The organism is Micromonospora solifontis, assembly GCF_003725545.1.
Lineage (GTDB): Bacteria > Actinomycetota > Actinomycetes > Mycobacteriales > Micromonosporaceae > Micromonospora > Micromonospora solifontis.
Genome location: NZ_RJLN01000008.1, coordinates 20,307 through 33,973, shown reverse-complemented (window position 1 = coordinate 33,973; position 13,667 = coordinate 20,307). Strand labels below are relative to the sequence as shown.

The following is a 13,667-nucleotide window of genomic DNA, read 5'->3' as shown; positions in this document are numbered from 1 at the left end:
CGGAAAGCGTGACCTGAACCGGTCAGCGGGGTGCCCGGCCCTGTGCTGCGTCGCCGCGCGCGGTGCGGCAGAGTAGGCCCCGAATCGGCAGCCGAGACGACCGGGAGGACGGCGACCGTGGAGGGCCCGAGCGGGGTGGTGTTCCCCCAGACCGGCGGTACCCGCAGCACCACCGCGCTGGGCCGGGCGGTGGTGGCCGACGCCCTGCGCGCGGTCGACCCGGTGGGCGCCCGCGCCGCCGAGCACGAGACGAACTGGCGGCACGGCTACCTCCATCACTTCCGCCGGCTGGTCGAGGCCGGTCTGCTCTCCCGCGACGCGGCGCTGACCGTCGCCCGCGACGGGCTGGCCTCCCTGCACGCCCGGATGCGCTACCTGCCCGCCGAGGGCGCGGAGGTCGACCTCGACCGGGTGTTCGACCTGGCGGACCCGGAGCCGCTGGCGACCGCCACCGTGACCGGCGCCGGCGAGGTGGACCGGGGGCTGTCGCTGCCGTACCGGGGACAGCGGCTGCGCGGCGACGACCTGCGCCGCCGCCTGGACGCCTGGGTGGACGCCGGGGTCATCGAGCCGAGCTGCGCCGAGGCGGTCGGCGCCGTGCTGGCCAACCCGGACTGGCTGGACCTGCGCGATCAGCGCATCGTGGTGCTCGGGGCCGGCGCGGAGATGGGTCCGCTGCCGTCCGTGCTGCGCTGGGGCGGCGAGGTGGTCGCGGTGGACCTGCCCCGTCCGGACATCTGGCGCCGGCTGCTGCGCACCGCCCGCCGCCACGGGGGTCGCCTGCACCTGCCGGTGCGCCCCGGCACCGCGGGCGACGACGCGGCCCTCGCCGCCGGGGCGGGCGCGGACCTGCTGCACCGCCTCCCCCAGGCCGCCGCCTGGCTGCGCGGCCTCGACGGGCGCCTCGTCCTGGGCAACTACGTGTACGCCGACGGCGCCACGAACGTGCGGGTCGCCACCGCGGTCGACGCGCTCACCGTCCACCTGACCGGCCGGCGCCCGGACGTCGCGCTGGCCTTCCTGGCCACCCCCACCGACGTGTACGCCGTCCCCGCCGAGGCGGTGGCCCACGCCGAACGCGGCTACGCCGCCCGGGGGCTGGCCCGCCGGTCACTGCGGGTGCTCTCCGGCGGCCGGCTGCTGCACCGCAACTACCCGCCGGATGCGGATTCCGGGATCAACGACAGCCTGGTCCCCCAGCAGGGACCCAACTACGCCCTGGCCAAGCGGCTGCAACGGTGGCGGGCGGCGGTGGCCCGGGACGCCGGGACGACGGTGTCGTTCACCGTGGCCCCACCGACCCGGACCCGCTCGGTGCTGCGCAACCGGGCCCTCGCGGCCGCGTACGCGGGCGCGCACCGGTTCGGCATCGAGGTGTTCGAGCCGGCCACCAGCAACACCCTGATGGCCGCGCTGCTCGTGCACGACCTGCGCACCGGGGGCGGCCCGGCGCAGGCGCATCCGTGGCGGGACGAGGCGTACGCGGCGGCGCACGGCGGCCTGTGGCGGGTGCCGTACGCCCCGCGCAGCGCCCTGGGCCTCGCGGTGCTGCTCGGCCTGGGCGGGGCGCGGGCCTGAGCGCAGGTTTCCTTGTCCCGGGCCCCGGGAAGGCAACCGCATGGCCGAGACCTTCGCAGATCAGGACCTGACCACCCTGCGGTCCATCGCGCGCGGTGCCGGCATACCGGACACCGAGCGCATGCCGCACGACCAGCTGGTCGACATGTTGCGCCGGGCCGGCCTGGCCGAACCGGACAGCCGGCCCGTCGACACCAGCCTCGCCGATCCCGGTGACCCCGGCGACGCCTCGGGCGTGTACCACGGCCGTGGCCTCGGGCGCCGGGAGTCCGCCGGTGGCCCGGCGGCGGAGAGCGGCTGGCCCGACCAGCCGACCGACGATCCCGCCCGACTGTCCGGGCTGCCCCGCAGTGACCTGACGCTGGGTGACGAGAGCACCGGCGGGCGCGCCGCCGAGGAGGCGGTCGGCGGCCGGCCCGGTCAGCCCCAAGTCCCGGACCTCGCCCAGGACGCACGCGGTGTGCAGGGGGAGATCCGCGACCCGGCGGGGCTGTCCGGGCTGCCCCGCAGCGACCTGACGCTGGGTGACGAGAGCACCGGCGGGCGCGCCGCCGAGGAAGCGATCGGCGGCCGGCCCGGGGAGTCCGGAACCGAGATCGACGACCGTACGCAGGGCTGAGCGACCACTGTGGGCCGCCCCGCCGAAGGGCGGCCCACGGAAGGTTTTCCGCCTACTCGTCCTGTTTCACACTCGACCGCATGTCTGTCGCGTCTATGACGCGACAGACATGGTTTTCCGGATATGCGAATAGTGAAACATTGCCACCGATCCTCGGTTTCCAAACCCGGGCAAAGCTCAACAACCGGCTCATAGCCGCGACCGGTGACTCTTCGCATGTCGCTCGATGGGCTGACCGGTGGCCGGGAGCCCGCCCCGCCCACCGTGCACTCCCCACCCGCTCAACCGGTGTTCCTCGACGTCACCGGCGTCCGCCGCCGCCGCATCCGCCGCGCGGGCGTGGTGCTCGCCGTCGCCTCGCTGACCTACCTCCCGATGGCCGCGAGCGCCCTGCTACCCGGCCCCGCGGCGCCGATGCTGCCCGGCCCCCTCTCGGTCGGAGCTGTACCGGGCAGTGGGACCACCGGCCGGCCCACCCCCACCCCGTCGGCACTCACCGAGCCCAGGGCGCTCCCGCGCGCACCGGCCACCGTGGACCGGCCCCCGCGGATCGCGGCACCCACGACGGCCCCTCCCGCTCCGGCGCTGCGCCCCGTCGTGCCCGGCCCGGGTGCCGCGGCCGCGGCCGACCGGCCCGCCGGCCCGCCGCCGACCCGCACCGGCACGCCGGCACCCCCGGCCGGTGAATCGGCGCCGCCGACCACCACCCCGCCCACCACGCCCGCAGCGGTCGTCCCCGACCCGACGCCGGCCGTGCCCAACCCCGGTCCGGGAGTGGTGGAATGACCCTCACGAGCCGTCGCGCCACCGGCCGCCGCGGGGGCGGCCGGGCGCTGCGGACCGGCCGGTTCATCTGCGCGTCCATGGTGCTGGTGGTCATCTGCGTGCTGCTGGTCGAGGCGTACGCCAACGCCCGCTTCCGGCCCGACCACGTACGCGGGGCGGAGGACCAGCTCACCGTCCCCGCGGCCGTGCTGAACGGCGGGCCGGTGCTCGACGTCCGGGGCGCCGAACCGCACTCCTACCGGCTGCCGCCACGCACCATCGCCCTCACCTTCGACGACGGGCCGGACCCCACCTGGACCCCCCGGATCCTCGACGTGCTGCGCCGGCACCGGACCCCGGCCACCTTCTTCGTGATCGGCTCGCAGGTGACCCGCCACCCGGACCTGGTCCGGCGGACCGTCGCCGAGGGACACGAGCTGGGCGTACACACCTTCACCCACCCGGACATGACCCTGCTGCCCGGCTGGCGGCGACGCCTGGAGTACACCCAGACCCAGCTGGCGATCGTGGACGCCGCCGGGATCCGGACCAGCCTGCTCCGCTTCCCCTACTCGTCGGTGCCCGGCGCGGTCGACGACGCGAACTGGCCGGTGATCCGCGAGGCCGCCCGGCTCGGCTACCTGACCGTGGTCAACGACCTCGACGCCGAGGACTGGGCCCGGCCCGGGGTGGACGCGATCGTACGGAACATGACCCCCGTCGGGGACGCGGGCGCCGTGGTGCTGCTGCACGACGCCGGCGGGAACCGCGCCGAGACCGTCGCCGCCCTGGACCGTTTCATTCCCCTGATGCAGGCCCGCGGCTACACCTTCACCACGGTGAGCGGGGGCGTGAGCGCCACGCCGTCCGGCGCCCCCGCGTTCACCGGCAACGTCCCGGCCTCGACCGTCGACCGCTGGCGGGCGGCACCAGTCCGCTGGGCGATCCAGGTGGCGGACCTGACCCTGCGTGGCCTCGCCGTGCTGTTCGTCGTGGTCGGGGTGCTCATCCTGATCCGTACGCTGCTGCTCCTGCTCGCCCACCGGCTGGCCCGGCGCAGGCGGGCCCACCGGTGGCCCTGGGGGGTGACGACCGCACCGGTGTCGGTGATCGTGCCGGCGTACAACGAGCGGGCCGGCATCGTCGCCACCGTGCGCTCGCTGGCTGCCGGCGACCATCCCGACATCGAGGTGATCGTGGTCGACGACGGGTCGACCGACGGCACCGCCGACCTCGTCGAGTCACTCGGCCTCGACGGTGTACGCGTGATCCGCAAACCCAACGGAGGCAAGGCGACCGCCCTCAACACCGGCATCCTGTACGCCTCGCACGACATCATCGTCACCGTCGACGCGGACACCGTCTTCGAACCCGACGCCATCCGCCGGCTGATCGAACCCTTCACCGACCCGCGGATCGGCGCGGTCGCCGGCAACGTCAAGGTCACCAACCGGCACCGGCTGCTCGGCAAGTGGCAGCACATCGAGTACGTCATCGGCTTCAGCCTGGACCGCCGGTTCTACGAGATGCTGGGGTGCATCCCGACGGTGCCCGGCGCGATCGCGGCCTTCCGGCGCCGAGCCCTGACCACGGTCGGCGGGTTCAGCGGCGACACCCTCGCCGAGGACACCGACGTCACCATGGCGGTGCTGCGCGCCGGGTGGCGGGTGGTCTACCAGGACCGGGCCCGCGCCTGGACGGAGGCGCCGGCGTCGCTGGGCGACCTGTGGCGGCAGCGCTACCGCTGGAGCTACGGCACGCTGCAGGCGATGTGGAAGCACCGCGGCGCGGCGCTCGACCGGGGCTCCTCGGGCCGGTTCGGCCGGTTCGGGCTGCCCGTCGTCGCCCTGTTCGGGGTGCTGCTGCCGTTGCTCGGCCCGGTGATCGACCTGCTCGCCGTGTACGGCCTGTTCTTCATGGACACGACGAAGACCGCCCTCGCGTGGGGCGCGATGCTGCTGGTGCAGGCGCTGACCGCGGCGGTGGCGTTCCGGCTCGACCGGGAGCCGCTGCGTCCACTGCTCGCCCTGCCGGTCCAGCAGTTCGCCTACCGCCAACTGATGTACCTGGTGCTGGCCCGGTCGGTGGTGACCGCGTTGACCGGCGTTCGGCTGGGCTGGCGCAGGGTCAAGCGGGCGGGTGACGTGGCGTACGACGCTCCCGCCGCCCGGCGGACCGACGCCGCGGGAGGCGGTGGCCGGGACCGCTGGTTCGACACGTTGCGGGCGCTGGCGTTGGGGCGGGTCATCGCGTACCACATGTTCGGCGCCGCCTGGCTGAGCTTCGTCTTCCCGGCGATGGGGGTGATGTTCGCCCTGGGTGGCTCGCTGATGGCCGCCTCGCTGGACCGCACCCCGCACCGCGCCGTCAGCGGTCGGCTGCGTCGGCTGCTGCCCGGCCTCTGGGCGTTGGGCATCGTGCTGGTGCCGCTGATGCTCTGGCACGGCTGGACCGACCGGCCGGCCTGGCCGGCCCTGCTGAGTTGGCTGGTCCCGCTGCTGCAGCCGCCGGGCAGCGAGTGGGCCGCGGACGTCACCGGGGTGCTCTGGTATCTGGTGACGTACCTGTGGTTCGTCCTGCTGTCCCCCGCGGCGCTGGCGCTGTACCGGCGCTGGCCCGTGTGGTCGGTGCTCGTCCCGCTCGCGGGTGTGGTCCTCCTGCAGACCGCCGCGCCGCCGCTGGGCGACCCGGTGAACTCGGTGCTGACCGACCTGGCCACCTTCGGTGCCTGCTGGCTGTTGGGCTTCGCGCACCGCGACGGTCGGCTGCGGCGCCTATGGCCGTGGTCCCTGCTGATGCTGGTGGCGTTGTGCCTGACCGTCGCGCTCGGCTGGATCGCCACCCACCCGGGCGAGGGGCTCGATCTCAATGACATCCCGGTGGCGCAGGCGTTCTGGTCGTTGGGCATCGTCCTGGTGCTGATGCGGGCCGCGCCCCCGATGGGGTGGCTGGGCCGGGTCCGGCCGCTCGACCGCCTGGTGACCGGGTTGAACAGCCGCGCGCTGACCATCTACCTGTGGCACAACGCGGCCATCGCGGTGTGCTTTCCGGTCGGCCACCTGCTCGGGATCTGGCGGTTGGGCCAGTGGGGCTACCTGACGGTCGCCCTGATGATCCTCGGCGGCCTGGTGCTGGCTCTCGGCTGGGTCGAGGACCTCAGCGCCCGCCGTCCGGCACGCCTGCTGCCCTGGCCGCGCCTGGCGCGGGCGGTCCCACCGGCGCCCGGGCCGCTCGACGGGCCCACCGACCCGAGCCCGCGGGAGGCGATGGCTGAACGTTGAGACATGAACATGAGCCACGCCGGGAGAAATGGTCATAATAGGTTAACTTTTCTCATAGAATTCCCCTCACCACTCTTCACGGTCCACATCGGGCAGGGCACCCGCCCGACGGAGACGCCGACGAGCGTCGTTCCACGCGCCAGGCCGCCACGGCACGGCTCCGGACATCCACCGGGTCCGCGCGTGCCGCCGCGGCGGAAAGACGGTGATTGGGGTGATCACCGCGGCCGGCACGGGCCTCGCCCTCCTACAGGCCCGTGCCGGCCACCCCGCCGCCGCAGACCCCGCCATCACCCAGCCGACCCCCGGGGCCACCGGGATGAGAGGAGACGAGATGTGGCGTCCACCGACACCCGTCGAACAGGAGCTGTGGAACGCTGTCGTCGCCGGGGTCCGGGCGGCCAACCAGGCGGACCGCGACGGCTTCCAGGCCGCCGTACGCCGGCTGTCCCGACTGCCCCGACCCTGGACACCGCAGGTGCTCCACGACACCGCCGACCTGCTGGTCGAGGAATGGGACCCGGACGGCCGGTATCCCTGGCCGCTGCTGGCCGCGCAACTCGACCACGTCGCCGGGTGGCTGCCCGAGGCCGAGCCGCGGCTGCTCGCCGCTCTCCTGGACGGCGGCGGCCTGCCCGCCGCCGGCGCTCCCGAGGACACCGCCGACATCCGGCTGCGCCTGCTGCTGGTCGCCCTGCTGGCGAACGTCGCACGGGTGGGTGTCGGCGCCTTCGTCGACGTCGCCCTGGCCGGCAACAGCGGGCGCACCCCGCGCCGCTTGTCCGGAACCGTGCCGCACTGCCGCCCGGGCCGCTGACCGCCGGCACCCTTCTTCGCCGTCCACTCCCCGGCGCGCCGCTGCGGGATTGTCGGGCGCGCGGTCAGCGCCGCGCTTCCAGCGCGGGGCTCGGCTCCAGCATCAGCGGTGCGCCCTCCCGGTTGAGCAGGTAACGCGCCGCCGCCATGAGCAGTTCCGGCGAATCGCGAAAGCCGCCGAGACCGGCGTCGCAGGGACCGCAGAGCAGGCCGCGGACCCGCTTCGAGTCGTCGCAGCGATCGACAACCAGCCGGAAGGGCTCGGCGTTCGGCGTGCCGTCCAGTCGCGGCCTGCCCCTCGAACCCACCTTGATCTCACTTTCGTGGATACCGCAGATGGCGCAGCGGGAGCCCTGGGCCTCTCGCCGGGCGTCGTACTCCTCCGGCCTGATCCGGTAGAGGGACCAGAGGTTGTCGGTGCGGACCTTGCCCGGGTTGCCCCTGCGGTGCTTGTGGTTGTTGGCGCGGGCGTACTCGCGGCACGGGGCGCAGGACCGCAGTTCGCGGCCGCGCTTCAGGAAGCTGTCGAGGGGTCTCGTCTTGTCGCACCGGACACACACCTTGGACACCGCGCAACAGTATCAATTCTGTTGTTAACCAAGAACTGTCATTATGATGTAGCTGCGTTTCGCCCCTTTTGTCGGCCCATCTAAGTGGATTGTTGTTTCCGGTAATCCGATAAATGGCGCTGCAGCCGAGGCCGCTCGTTTGGTCGCTGCTCATGCCGCATGTCGGCCCCGCGCTTGGGTAGCTGACCCAGCCCGCCAAATATTTGATCTTGGGGCGGGTGGAGACAATGCGTCGTATTGCCCCGGCATGATGCGCGCCGGGCTGCCTCTGGCCACGGGCTGGCTAGAGGGCTACCGAGCCGGTGATACGCGAATCAGCAGCATGTGCGAGTTTCAGATGGCGGCGAAGGGTCGAGCTCGCAAGTCCGACAAACCGAACTTATATCAGAGCGTGGCCGTAGGTTCGCGCACTGTAGTCGATCCGTTTGGGCCGCGCGGCCCCTGCGGAATCGGCCTTGATTGCCGTCGCGGTGCGTTCGAGTCTGCTTGCGAGAAGCGGCTCGCGAGGCCTGCCAGCACGCGCGAGCCGCCGCTCACGTCCCGTCCCATCCCGGGTCTCATCCAGGAGGAACCATGCAACGGACGTATCCAAGGGTAGTGCCGCGCCTGCTGATGGCGCTCGTGGCGGCGATCGCGTGCGTCATCGCCGCCACGCCATGGAGCGCGGCCAAGGCGGCCCCGGCGAAGCAGCCCGTCGTCAGCGTGGCCGGATTCAGCAGCGTGCTGACCCTCGACGGCCAGAGGGCACCAGGCACCTCGGGTGCCACGCCGATGGCCTTCCCACCGACGGGCAGTCATGCCTTCACCCCGCAGGCACCGTCATGGTCGTTCGGTGACGGTAACGGCAGCGGCTCCGAGCAGATCACCTACGGCAGCACGCTGAGCGAGGCATGGGGCTACCAGCTGTCGTCCTACATGCGCTCGATCATCGTCGGGAACGTCACCGAGAACGCTGATCTGTACTGCGGCAGCTCCAAGGTGACCAACTACGGCCAGCACATCGTCGCCCCCACCTACGTGTTCCACGGCAGCCGGGGCAGCCTGACCACCTCGTGCTCCTACCACACCATCATCACGTTCGCCTTCCGGCACAACGTCGGCGGCGGCGGCAACGGCACGCTCACCGCCCAGTGGAACTGGGTCATCACCTGGGTGTGACCCAGCGGCCTGCAATCCGTGGGGGCCGGGCACGGCAGGTGCCGTGCCCGGCCCCCGTCGGATCGGTACCGTTGCGTCTATGAGCGACGAGGGCCTGCAGGACACCGGCGTGGTGAGAACCTGGCACAACGAAGAGGGCTGGGGAACTGTCGCTCTCGATCACGTCGATCTGACCGCTTGGGTCCACTTCAGTGCGATCGTCGCCGGGCCGACCGAGTACCGGAGCCTGACGCCGGGCCAGCGGGTGCGGTGCCACTACGAAATTCCAGGCCAGGACGGTTACCCCGCCCGGGCAGTCGAGGTCACTGCCCTGTGACCGGAGCCGTCGCGGTTGCGTCCGCGCCCATGCTCTAATCCGAAAATGACCATGCCGCACGTCTCGGCATGGTCATTTTCGGATTAGGTAGATCCAATCCTGCCTGGCTTCGCGCCGGAACGACGGGTCAGCCGACGGCGTCGCGGTCGTGGAGGCCGAGGGGTTCGAGGTCGTCGTCCTCATCGCCGTCGGTGTCGGGCGCGGCGGGGTCGTAGAGGTCGGGGTAGCGCAGGGCGTCGGGGCCTTCGTCCTAGTCGAGCCGGTCGGGCCATTCGCGGTGCTCGGCGATGGTGACTGCGCGGGTGGCGGCGCGTTCGTCGACGGAGACGCGTTCCATCGTCTCGTCGTAGATGAGGAAGTGGCCGCGGTAGTCGCGGGCGAGGTTGAGGTCGTCGTGTTCGTCGCCGAGCACGACGGTGACGACCTTTCCGGTGTAGCCGTCGTCGCCGAGTTCGACGCAGACCATGATCGGCGCTTCGTACCGTACCCACCTGCGCATGCGTCATCCTTCGTGTCGGCCCGGCCGGGTGTCGTGGTCAGCGTATCGACGGGTGTCCCGGCCGGGTGTGGTGGGCGGATCGCCGTCTGCCAGGGTGTCGTGGTGCGCCGGGAATGGGAACTCGATGACCTGATCGCGTCGTGGACGCTGGTCGAGGCTGATCAGGAGCTGCTGGCGCAGCTGCACGGCCACGGCCGGTTGAGCTGCGCATTGATGGTGAAGTTCTTTGAGATTGAGGGCCGATTCCCGCGCCATGTCGGCGAGGTGCCCCCGGCCGCGGTCGACTATGTGGCCCGGCAGTTGGGCTGGGCCGCCGACGCGCCGGTGGGGTTCGCGGTGACCGGTCGCAGCGCGGAGCGGTACCGGACGATGATCCGCGACGCGTTCGGGTTCCGGGTGTTCACCCGCGGCGACGAGGACAAGATGATCGCGTGGCTGGCCGAGCAGGTGTGCCCGAGCGAGTTGAACGAGGACCGGCAGCGGGAGGCCGTGCTGGCCCGCTGCCGGGCGGAGAAGGTGGAGCCGCCCGGGCGGATGGACCGCATCATCGGCGCGGCGAACCGCGTGGCGGACACCCAGTTCTGCCGGGTCACCGTGTCTCGGCTGCCCGCCGATGTCGTGGCGGCGCTGTGGGCCACGCTCGGTGACGAGCCGACCGGCGTCGAGTCTGGTGGCGGCCAGGTCGACGCCGAAGCCGGCCTGGACGACGTGGAGGTCGGTGATGACGGCGAGCGCAGCTTCTTCAACGAGTTGAAGCAGGATCCGGGCCGGCTGGGGTTGGAGACGCTGCTGGCCGAGATCGTGAAGCTGCGCCGGGATCACCCGCCGGAGGTGAGTCTGACTCTTCTCGCGGTGCTGTGCTGGTGCCGGCTGACGGAGATGACGGACTCGCTGGTGGAGTTGTTCATCGACCTGGTGCGGATGATCAATACCCGGGCGGAGCGGCGGGTCGAGCGGCAGCAGATCGCGGAGTTCCGGCGGGTGTCGGACAAGGAGAACGTGCTGTTCAAGCTGGCCGGGGCGTCTATGGCGTGCCCGGACGGTGTGGTGCGTGACGTGGTGTTCCCGGCGGTCGGTGAGCAGACGCTGCGCAACCTGGTCGCGGAGGCGAAGGCCACCGAGTCGCTGCGGCGGCAGCGGGTGCGTACGGTGCTGGCCAGCTCGTACTCGCACCACTACCGCACGATGCTGCCGAAGCTGCTCGACGCCCTCGAGTTCCGGTGCAACAACACGACGTACCGGCCGGTGATGGACGCGGTGGAGCTGCTGCACCGGTACAAGGACCGCGATGGCCGCGCCACCCACTACGAACGTGCCGACCGGGTGCCCCTGGACGGGGTGGTCCAGGCGCAGTGGCGGGCCGCGGTCGTCGACGAGCGCGGCCGCATCGAACGGATCCCGTACGAGCTGTGCGCGTTGCAGGCGCTGCGCGACGCCCTGCGCCGCCGCGAGATCTGGGTCGTCGGGGCGCGGGCGTGGCGTAACCCGGAGACCGACCTGCCGGTCGACTTCGAGGTGCACCGCGATGTGCACTACACGGCGATCGCGCAACCGACCGACCCGACCGAGTTCGTGAGCGCCCTGCGGACCCGGCTGGATACCTCCCTCGCCAAGTGGGCCGAGGCGATGCGCACGGGTACCGCCGGCACGAGCGTCGGCACCCGCAAGGGGCAGGTGTGGATCTCGGTGTCGAAGCAGCCCGCCCAGCCCGTCCCGGCGAACCTGGACGCGGTCAAGGACGAGGTGACCCGCCGGTGGGGTGTGGTCAGCCTGCTCGACCTGCTCAAGGAGGCCGACTGGCTGACCGGCCTGCACGCCGAGTTCACGTCTATCGCCACCCGTGAGCACCTGGCCCCGGGTGAGCTGCGCAAGCGGCTGCTGCTGGTGCTGTTCGCCCTGGGCACGAACATCGGCATCAAACGAATCGTCAACGCCGGCGACCACGGCGTCACCGAGGCGCAGCTGCGCCGCACGCGGCACCTGTTCGTCAACCGCGACGGCCTGCGCCGGGCCATCGCCGCGGTGGTGGGGGAGAACCTGCGCGGGCGTGACCCGCGCTGGTGGGGCGACGGCACCGCCTGCGCGTCGGACTCGAAGAAGTTCCGGTCGTGGGAGTCGAACCTGATGACCGAGTGGCACGCCCGCTACGGCGGCCCCGGCGTGATGATCTACTGGCACGTCGAACGCAAGAGCGTGTGCGTGTATTCGCAGCTCAAGACCTGTTCCTCCAGTGAGGTGGCGGCGATGATGGAGGGCCTGATCCGGCACGCCGCCGACGTCGACTCGCAGATCACCGCGAACTACACCGGCACCCACGGCGCGCCGGTGGTCGGGTTCGCGTTCACGCACCTGCTGGGCTACCGGCTGCTGCCCCGGCTGAAGAACATCGGCGCCGCCCGCCTGTACCGCCCGGCCGACGGCGCCACCTACCCTGGCCTCGAGCCGGTGCTGACCCGGGCGATCAACTGGGACCTCATCACCCAGCAATACGACCAGATGATCAAGTACGCGCGGGCGTTGCAGCTCGGCACCGCAGAGGCCGAACAGATCCTGCGCCGGTTCCACGCCCGCGGCCCAAAGCACCCCACCCTCACCGCGATCGAGGAACTCGGCCGCGCCGTGCGGACGGCGTTCATCGCCGACTACCTCGCCGACCCCGCGCTGCGCCGAGAGATCCACGAAGGGCTCCAGGTCGTCGAGCAGTGGAACTCGGCGAACGTGGCCATCCACTACGGCCGCGAAGCCGAACTGCCCGGCGCCGACCGGGAAGCGCAGGAAATCTCCATGCTCGCCCTGCACCTGCTCCAGTCCGCGCTCGTGCTGGTCAACACCCGCATGGTCGACCGAGTCCTCGACGACCCGGACTGGGCCGGCCGGCTCACCGAGCACGACCGGCGCGGGCTGACCCCGCTGTTCTGGTCCAACGTCGCCCTACACGGCACGTTCACGCTCGACCTGGACAAGAGGCTGGACTACGACCGCAGGCACCCAGCTGAACCGGGCCCGGTACAGCAGTAGGCCTCCGGCAGGGCTCCAGCGCCAGCCGCCACCCGATCGGCCCACGGCATCGGGGACGATCACGCCACGGCCGTCGTCGCGGCGGCCCGGGTACGCTCCAACACCCGGTACACCGTCTGCCGCGACACCTCGAACAGCTCCGCCAGCTCGGCGACGGTGTGCTCCCCGGCGGCATACAGCTTGAGCAGATGCGCCTGCCGGGCGGCCGACAGCTTCGGCGCCCGGCCCTTGAGTTTGCCCTTGGCCCGGGCGATGGCCATGCCCTCCCGGGTCCGCATCCGCAGCAGGTCGACCTCGAACTCGGCGAAGGTGGCCAGAATGTTGAAGAACATCTTGCCCATCGGGTCGGTCGGGTCGTAGACCATCGTGCCCAGCTGCAGCCGGATGCTGCGCGCTGCGAGGGAGTCACCGATCTGCCGGGCGTCCGGCACGGACCGGGCAAGCCGGTCCAGCTTGGGCACCACCAGGGTGTCGCCGGTCCGCACGGCGGCGAGGGCCTGGTCCAAGCCAGGCCGGTCTCGGGTGGTGCCGGAATACGTCCGGTCGAGGTAGATCCGCTCGGCCGGCACCCCAAGGTCGAGCAAGATCTGCCGGTTTGCTTCCAGGTCCTGCTTGTCATTGGAGCAGCGGGCATATCCGATCAGCACAGCGGTCACGGCCGCAGCGTAACGGATAGCCCCCCATCACCGGACAGATCACCGGACACCCTATCTGTGACAACGCCCGTCGCTGGTAGGCGCGTTTCGCGCCACGGCCCGTGTCCGTTGAGGGTTCGGCTAACGGACACCCCGACGGCCAGCATCACTCAAGATCGAATATATGGCGGGCTGGGGCAGCGACCCAAGCGCGGGGCCATGTCGCGGCCTCGCCGGCCACGGATGCCTCGGACTGCCGCAGACCGAGGTTCCGGCCGGGCCGGCCGGGCGGGACGCGCCGGGGCCGACAGGTGATCGAGTCCGGTTGCGGCATGGCGGGCTGTTCCTGGCGGCGTGTGGACCGGGATGCGACACGTCGAGGACCACGGCGGCCGGGGCCTTCCGGCGACGGG

The 13,667-nt window shown here is 71.8% G+C and carries 10 protein-coding genes and 1 pseudogene; 8 read left to right on the top strand and 3 right to left on the bottom strand.

The features are described 5' to 3' along the window. The first annotated feature begins 117 nt into the window (after window positions 1–117). The 5 genes and pseudogenes from EFE23_RS04630 to EFE23_RS04610 all read left to right on the top strand — a co-directional run bounded on the left by EFE23_RS04630 (window position 118) and on the right by EFE23_RS04610 (window position 7,060). Entirely contained in the window at window positions 118–1,578 is a 1,461-nt protein-coding gene (locus EFE23_RS04630; RefSeq protein WP_123239631.1) for a hypothetical protein, read from the top strand. A gap of 40 nt (window positions 1,579–1,618) precedes the next feature. After that, window positions 1,619–2,029 (top strand): annotated as a pseudogene (locus tag EFE23_RS04625) (hypothetical protein); the annotation flags it as partial. 384 nt (window positions 2,030–2,413) lie between these two features. Further along, the gene (locus EFE23_RS04620) at window positions 2,414–2,983 is read left to right on the top strand and encodes a hypothetical protein (RefSeq protein ID WP_123239630.1); all 570 of its coding nucleotides are present in this window, start codon (window positions 2,414–2,416) and stop codon (window positions 2,981–2,983) included. After that, window positions 2,980–6,243 carry a glycosyltransferase gene (locus tag EFE23_RS04615; RefSeq protein WP_123239629.1) on the top strand — a complete coding sequence of 1,088 codons (3,264 nt, stop codon included), beginning with the start codon at window positions 2,980–2,982 and terminating at the stop codon, window positions 6,241–6,243. The genes EFE23_RS04620 and EFE23_RS04615 overlap by 4 nt, the downstream gene beginning before the upstream one ends. A gap of 334 nt (window positions 6,244–6,577) precedes the next feature. Then, entirely contained in the window at window positions 6,578–7,060 is a 483-nt protein-coding gene (locus EFE23_RS04610; RefSeq protein ID WP_123239628.1) for a hypothetical protein, read from the top strand. Window positions 7,061–7,124: 64 nt separating this feature from the next. Here EFE23_RS04610 and EFE23_RS04605 read toward each other — a convergent pair whose 3' ends face one another. Further along, entirely contained in the window at window positions 7,125–7,628 is a 504-nt protein-coding gene (locus EFE23_RS04605; protein ID WP_123239627.1) for an endonuclease domain-containing protein, read from the bottom strand. A 597-nt stretch (window positions 7,629–8,225) separates the two neighbouring features. Between EFE23_RS04605 and EFE23_RS04600 the strand changes: the two genes are divergently transcribed. Then, entirely contained in the window at window positions 8,226–8,786 is a 561-nt protein-coding gene (locus EFE23_RS04600; RefSeq protein ID WP_123239626.1) for a hypothetical protein, read from the top strand. Between the two features lie 79 nt (window positions 8,787–8,865). Next, window positions 8,866–9,102, top strand: coding sequence for a cold shock domain-containing protein (locus tag EFE23_RS04595; protein ID WP_123239625.1), 237 nt, complete (start codon window positions 8,866–8,868; stop codon window positions 9,100–9,102). 250 nt (window positions 9,103–9,352) lie between these two features. Here the strand turns inward: EFE23_RS04595 and EFE23_RS04590 are convergent, their stop codons facing one another. After that, a complete protein-coding gene (locus EFE23_RS04590; RefSeq protein WP_123239624.1) occupies window positions 9,353–9,601 on the bottom strand; it encodes a hypothetical protein in 249 nt (82 codons plus the stop codon). A 102-nt stretch (window positions 9,602–9,703) separates the two neighbouring features. Here EFE23_RS04590 and EFE23_RS04585 point away from each other — a divergent pair, with 102 nt between their 5' ends. Next, entirely contained in the window at window positions 9,704–12,619 is a 2,916-nt protein-coding gene (locus tag EFE23_RS04585; RefSeq protein ID WP_123239706.1) for a Tn3 family transposase, read from the top strand. 59 nt (window positions 12,620–12,678) lie between these two features. Here the strand turns inward: EFE23_RS04585 and EFE23_RS04580 are convergent, their stop codons facing one another. Next, on the bottom strand, window positions 12,679–13,275 hold the full coding sequence (locus EFE23_RS04580) for a recombinase family protein (protein ID WP_123239623.1): 597 nt from the start codon (window positions 13,273–13,275) through the stop codon (window positions 12,679–12,681). Window positions 13,276–13,667: the final 392 nt, after the last annotated feature.

Excerpts from the sequence above, each read along its gene's own strand:
- EFE23_RS04595 (WP_123239625.1), top strand. The coding sequence starts at position 8,866 with ATGAGCGACGAGGGCCTGCAGGACACCGGCGTGGTGAGAACCTGGCAC.
- EFE23_RS04620 (WP_123239630.1), top strand. The coding sequence starts at position 2,414 with ATGTCGCTCGATGGGCTGACCGGTGGCCGGGAGCCCGCCCCGCCCACC.
- EFE23_RS04610 (WP_123239628.1), top strand. The coding sequence starts at position 6,578 with ATGTGGCGTCCACCGACACCCGTCGAACAGGAGCTGTGGAACGCTGTC.
- EFE23_RS04615 (WP_123239629.1), top strand. The coding sequence starts at position 2,980 with ATGACCCTCACGAGCCGTCGCGCCACCGGCCGCCGCGGGGGCGGCCGG.
- EFE23_RS04590 (WP_123239624.1), bottom strand. The coding sequence starts at position 9,601 with ATGCGCAGGTGGGTACGGTACGAAGCGCCGATCATGGTCTGCGTCGAA.